Here is a 5000-nt window from a genome sequence, read left to right on the forward strand (position 1 = left end):
TTTTTCTCACGGCATACTTTCTCCCTCATTACGCTGGTTTCTAAAAAAGATCGCAAAAATCATTAATTCTTTAAAGAACATGTCACCCTAGAAACGGTAAATGGGGCTAGAGCAGATGTCCAAGAGATAATGTGAGATGTCTCTTTCAAAACAGATAGTCCATTGCGCCAAGGATAGGGATATGTAACTTTTAGAGTTTTTTCTCTTAAGGTTGCTTTATGTATGTTAGGATAGTGTAAAAAGCTGTTATTTCTCTATCTGAGCCGCAAAGCACTGCCCCCACAGATCATAGGCATAGGCTCAGTACCCCAAAAGCTTTCCCCAAAAGCTTTCTCCAAAAGCTTTCTAAGTAAAAATCCGCCTTAGTATTTAGGGATATAGATAGTTTGGAGGTCAAGGAATTATGTGCAGTTTTTTGTTACAAAAAGTTAGCAGATTGTTTTAAGGATGAAGATATACAGGCACACATAGGACAAAGGGAGGGATATCGTAAAAGAGAGAGAAGCTGAGCTTAGATTTAGTTTTTGAGGAGTGTTTCTGTGTGTGAATTACATACACCTCTACGCTCTTTTTTCTAGTTGTTTCAGAGGGCATAATGTTTAGCGGAGTGTCCCCTATTTCTGCATTGCGTTTTTTACGCAGGGCAGAGTTGCGAGTGCTCTTATATCTCCTCAGCATAACTCTACGGGTATTTACGCGCTCGTACGTTTTCTCCTTTTTCCATAGCGTTTTCGATTATGTCTCTGTTACGTGAGAAGAGTTTCGAGGATTAGCATTTCACTCCATGCGTTTAGACGCTACGACACGTTTCTGCCTGCTTTTATTTTCAGAGCTTGATGCTATTTTTGTTTTCCAGTATTAAGAAGAGCTTTTAGATTTATCGTTTTAGAGAGAAGAAAGCATTCTCTGCCTATCTCTGCTTCATTAGTAGCATACCCCTTATGAGTCCTATTGCGTTCTTTTAGGGATGAGAAGAATCCGATCCAGCCCCAAAGCCGCTCATAGGTCTTTTTTTGGCATGATTTGTTTTCACGGTATGTTGAGAGAGAGATTTTGTTATTTTTTTGAACTTTAGAAGAGTAAAATGAGATGTTTTTTTGATACAAGGTCTCGTTTATCTATGATATTTCATTGATGCCTTTAGAAGGTTTGCAATGTAAAGAGACAATAGTATGGATTTTTTTTAATTTTATAAGCTTTTTTAATGAGGCTTATTGAGCAGATTATTCTCTGCGTTTGGCATATTTCTGTTTAGATTGAGAAGAGTCAAGTTACTATTACGGGAATGCTAGGGAATATTATATGGTTAACTATTAAGAAGTGGTTGCGGGGGCAGGATTTGAACCTGCGGCCTTCAGGTTATGAGCCTGACGAGCTACCGGGCTGCTCCACCCCGCGCTATATATTTTAAGACAAGATTTTTTTATTGTCTACTCTCAGTATTGAGCCTTGATATTTATCGTTATATTTTTATTTTGAATTGTTATCTATCATGCCTTTAGCAGACCTGGCGGCGACTTACTCTCCCGTGCCTTAAGGCAAAGTACCATCAGCGCTGGAGCGTTTCACGGCCGAGTTCGGGATGGGATCGGGTGCGTTCACTCCGCCATAACCACCAAGTCAGCAAAAAGCATGAATGATGAGAAGCTGGAATTTTTATATTTAAAGAAAGAATATGGGAAATGAGAACGATCAAGTCGATCGAACGATTAGTATCAGTAAGCTTCATGTGTTACCACACTTCCACACCTGACCTATCAACGTGGTGGTCTACCACGGTTCTCAGGGAATACTTGTTTTCAGGTGAGTTTCCCGCTTAGATGCCTTCAGCGGTTATCTCGTCCGTATATAGCTACCCTGCTATGCGGCTGGCGCCACAACAGGTCCACCAGAGATACGTCCATCCCGGTCCTCTCGTACTAGGGACAGGTCCTGTCAATATTCCAACACCCACGGCAGATAGGGACCGAACTGTCTCACGACGTTCTGAACCCAACTCACGTACCGCTTTAAATGGCGAACAGCCATACCCTTGGGACCTGCTCCAGCCCCAGGATGCGATGAGTCGACATCGAGGTGCCAAACAACCCCGTCGATATGGACTCTTGGGGGTCATCAGCCTGTTATCCCCGGCGTACCTTTTATCCGTTGAGCGATGGCCCTTCCACACGGGACCACCGGATCACTATGACCGTCTTTCGACTCTGCTCGACTTGTCAGTCTCACAGTCAGGCAGGCTTATGCCATTGCACTCAACAAACGATTTCCGACCGTTTTGAGCCTACCATCGCGCGCCTCCGTTACTCTTTAGGAGGCGACCGCCCCAGTCAAACTACCCACCATACACGGTCCCGAATCCGGATAACGGACTGCGGTTAGACATCCATATCGGTAAGGGTGGTATTTCAAGGATGACTCCACAAAGGCTAGCGCCCCTGCTTCAAAGTCTACCACCTATCCTACACATACAGACACAAATGCCAGTGTAAAGCTATAGTAAAGGTGCACGGGGTCTTTCCGTCTAACCGCAGGAACCCCGCATCTTCACGGGGAATTCAATTTCACTGAGTCTACGTTGGAGACAGCGGGGAAGTCGTTACGCCATTCGTGCAGGTCGGAACTTACCCGACAAGGAATTTCGCTACCTTAGGACCGTTATAGTTACGGCCGCCGTTTACTGGGGCTTCAATTCAATGCTTGCACATCTCCTCTTAACCTTCCAGCACCGGGCAGGCGTCAGACCCTATACGTCGTCTTGCGACTTCGCAGAGCCCTGTGTTTTTGGTAAACAGTCGCTACCCCCTGGTTTGTGCCACCCTCTAACGGTTGCCCGCTAAAGGGTCACGCTTCTTCCGAAGTTACGCGTGCAATTTGCCGAGTTCCTTCAACGTAGTTCTCTCAAGCGCCTTAGTATTCTCTACCAGTCCACCTGTGTCGGTTTGGGGTACGGTCTATATGTGGGAGCTATTTCCTGGAACTGCTTCACTGCAAGATCAATCCAATAAGATCTTACAATATACGCAATCCGTCACTACCCACAGGTCCACGAATATTAACGTGGTTCCCATCGACTACGCCTTTCGGCCTCGCCTTAGGGGCCGACTCACCCTGCTCAGATTAACTTTAAGCAGGAACCCTTGGACTTTCGGCGAGGGAGTCTCTCACTCCCTTTATCGTTACTCATGTCAGCATTCTCACTTCCGATACCTCCAGGAGCTCTCACGAGTCTCCCTTCACAGGCTTACGGAACGCTCCGCTACCACTTACTCCAAAAGGAGTAAATCCACAGCTTCGGTGTATGGCTTTAGCCCCGTTACATTTTCGGCGCAGGGACCCTTATTTAGACCAGTGAGCTGTTACGCTTTCTTTAAATGGTGGCTGCTTCTAAGCCAACATCCTGGTTGTTTTGGGATCCTCACATCCTTTCCCACTTAGCCATAACTTGGGGACCTTAGATGGTGGTCAGGGTTGTTTCCCTCTCCACGACGGACGTTAGCACCCGCCGTGTGTCTGCTAGTTAGTTCTTCCAGGTATTCGGAGTTTGGTTAGGTTTGGTAATCCGGTGAGGACCCCTAGCCCATCCAGTGCTCTACCCCCTGGAGAATTCGACTAACGCTCTACCTAAATAGATTTCGCGGAGAACCAGCTATTTCCGAGTTTGATTGGCCTTTCACCCCTAGCCACAAGTCATCCCAATCTATTGCAACAGATACGGGTTCGGCCCTTCAGTAAGTGTTACCTTACCTTCAGCCTGCTCATGGCTAGATCACTCGGTTTCGGGTCTAATCCAACGAACTGAACGCCCTATTCAGACTCGCTTTCGCTACGCCTACACCTACCGGCTTAAGCTTGCTCGTTAGACTAAGTCGCTGACCCATTATACAAAAGGTACGCCGTCACCCAGAACGAATCTTGGGCTCCGACTGTTTGTAGGCATTCGGTTTCAGGTACTATTTCACTCCCCTTGTCGGGGTACTTTTCACCTTTCCCTCACGGTACTGGTGCGCTATCGGTCATGCACGAGTACTTAGGCTTGGATCGTGGTCGACCCATGTTCAGACAGGATTTCACGTGTCCCGCCCTACTCTAGGACTTAAATCAGATTTACGTATACGGGACTATCACCCTCTTTGGTACGACTTTCCAGTCGTTTCTACTTTTCTTAATTCAAGCCACTGGCCTGGTCCGCGTTCGCTCGCCACTACTAACGGAGTCTCGTTTGATGTCCTTTCCTACAGGTACTTAGATGTTTCAGTTCCCTGCGTTTGCTTCTTACACCCTATTTTATTCAGGTGTAGATACCTTTATCTGACGACTAGAAAACTAAACTGTTTTAAAAAACAGCTTAATTTTTCTAGCCATCAAAGGTGGGTTGCCCCATTCGGAAATCTACGGATCAAAGGGTATTCGCACCTCCCCGTAGCTTATCGCAGCGTATCACGTCCTTCATCGCCTGTGCATGCCAAGGCATCCACCAAATGCCCTTAAGACACTTGATCGTTCTCATTGCCAATATTCATTCACGGTTTGTCTGCTTCTCTTTATCTTGTGCAAAATAAAGCGCAAAACAAACCAAATATCAGCAGAAAAGACCAGCTTCTCGAGATATATTCAATGGCGCGGTTAAGCTTCCAATCATAAGCAAGGGTTTTGAGCATTCCCTTGCGACACATGTCTCTTTTTCTAAATTAAGATTTCCTCTTCGGAAGAAAGGTTTTTCTTTCAAGATCTTTTTTAAAATCTGTTTTCCAAAACCTTTTTTTGACAACAAGCATTTTCCCAAGAAAGTATTTTTCTTAACAAAAAACTTGCACCTCAGAAGGAACCTTAAAAAGGAACATGTCTGAATATATCTTCTCTTCACAATTTCAATAGAACAAGCAAAAGGCTAAAAACCTCTTACTAAACCGTGTTCTTACAACATGATGATGACCGATTAAAGTGGTGGAGCCGGACGGGATCGAACCGACGACCCCCTGCTTGCAAAGCAGGTGCTCTCC

The 5000-nt window shown here is 45.6% G+C and carries 2 tRNA genes and 2 rRNA genes (1 of these 4 running past the window's edge); all 4 read right to left on the reverse strand.

What is annotated here, in order from left to right:
- Nucleotides 1-1321: 1321 nt before the first annotated feature.
- Nucleotides 1322-1398, reverse strand: a tRNA-Met gene (locus ACFIN0_RS09110).
- Between the two features lie 107 nt (nt 1399-1505).
- Nucleotides 1506-1620, reverse strand: a 5S ribosomal RNA gene (gene rrf / locus ACFIN0_RS09115).
- A 68-nt stretch (nt 1621-1688) separates the two neighbouring features.
- Nucleotides 1689-4499: ribosomal RNA gene (locus ACFIN0_RS09120) — 23S ribosomal RNA — on the reverse strand.
- Nucleotides 4500-4942: 443 nt separating this feature from the next.
- A tRNA-Ala gene (locus ACFIN0_RS09125) sits at nt 4943-5000 on the reverse strand; it runs 18 nt beyond the window's last position.

Origin of the sequence: Bartonella sp. AA89HNZF, assembly GCF_042196905.1 — a bacterium.
Lineage (GTDB): Bacteria > Pseudomonadota > Alphaproteobacteria > Rhizobiales > Rhizobiaceae > Bartonella.